Here is a 1,092-nt window from a genome sequence, read left to right on the forward strand (position 1 = left end):
AAAAACAATAAGAAATTTAAATACTTGTTATAAAAGCTACATTGACACCTCTAAACTCTCGGATTATGCTTTGCGTGCTGGCCTACATTGCCAGTTGGCTTTGACAGGCCAGAACCTAAGACATTGAAAAAATTTGTTTTTTTAATGTAGACTCGTTCGTCCCCCCTTTTTGTTGCGGTAGGACGGAAGGGGGACACCCTCGGGTGTGCTGATTCTTAGGTTCAGTCTGTCAACCCTCTTTCGTTCTACCACCATTATTTGACAGTAATGCGGTAGGACTTCTTTTACCTAAGGAGTCGCTCATGCGCAACATTTCTATTTTATTGGCAACCATTGCCAAGCCTTTTATTCCAATATCGTTTAGCTCATCTTTAAAACTGTTTAATTGAAAATACGTTTTAAAGCTTTAGCTCGTCACGACTAAAAACTTATATCAACAATAAAACTTGAGATGAGTTAAGCACCGTCTTACGGCTTTGCTGTGCCTTTTTTTCTCCCAGAAAGGGCACAGGCTTTTTATCTCATTTAGAAACAACAAGAATTTATAACGGTAAAACTATGCCAACTTTAGAAACGACTTCAAAAAAATTAAAAGTTATTCATAGCGCAGTAGATCTATTTAATCTCTATGGATTTCACAACACGGGCGTAGACCTGATTGCCAAAGAAACTAAAATTCCAAAAGCCACGCTTTATAATTACTTTCACTCGAAAGAAAAGCTGATTGAAACATGCATAAGCTTTCAAAAAAGCCGACTCAAAGAAGAAGTACTGGCAATTTTCTATTCACACCGCTACCCAAAACCAAGCGATAAACTCAAAGAAATTGTCCGTTTACATGTGGATGTAAATAGCGTTTACCATCTTTTGTTTAAAGCCATTTTTGAAATAAAACAGCTTTACCCAACGGCTTACCGCATGGCCGTTGAATATCGAAAATGGCTACTTCGAGAGCTTTTTGATTTGGTCTTTAGTCTAGAAACTAATGCATTCACCCCCAATGCCAACATGGTTTTAAACCTAATTGATGGCTTGATGCTACAGGTTTTAAGCTCAAATCGTGTGGATGAAAGGGAGGTGGTGTTGGAGAGG

The 1,092-nt window shown here is 38.2% G+C and carries 1 protein-coding gene; it reads left to right on the forward strand.

Features of this window, described 5'->3' with window-relative positions:
* Positions 1–558: 558 nt before the first annotated feature.
* Positions 559–1,092 (forward strand): TetR/AcrR family transcriptional regulator (locus NL42_RS16790; protein WP_461313610.1); only part of this gene is annotated, 534 nt, incomplete at its 3' end.

It is taken from the genome of Acinetobacter sp. GN11, assembly GCF_054823985.1.